The sequence below is a fragment of the Halomonas marinisediminis genome (assembly GCF_004347715.1).
Lineage (GTDB): Bacteria > Pseudomonadota > Gammaproteobacteria > Pseudomonadales > Halomonadaceae > Halomonas > Halomonas icarae.
In genome coordinates, this window is record NZ_SLTR01000410.1 from 1 (window position 1) to 276 (window position 276).

1 protein-coding gene is annotated in these 276 nt (G+C 75.4%); it reads right to left on the minus strand.

Features of this window, described 5'->3' with window-relative positions:
* The coding region (locus E0702_RS17190; protein ID WP_132045748.1) for a hypothetical protein at positions 1–276 on the minus strand (276 nt) is incomplete at both ends.

The following is a 276-nucleotide window of genomic DNA, read 5'->3' on the forward strand; positions in this document are numbered from 1 at the left end:
CGCGTCCACGACCTCGCCCAGATCCGCCGTCCGCCCACTGCTCAGCGCCACGGGCTCCAGGTCACCGAGGCCCTTGACCTGCGGCTGGAGCACGGAACGCACCGGTGCGACGACGACCTTGACCGGGCCGGTCTCCGGGTCGTCCGGCCGGGGGTGCGCGAGCCTGCGCAGCACGGCGAGACGGCGGCCGACGGTGTCGGAGCGGGGCGAGAGCCGCTCGTGGGGCAGGGTCTCCCAGGAGGGGAACTCCGCCACGGTGTCGGGGGGCAGCAGGGT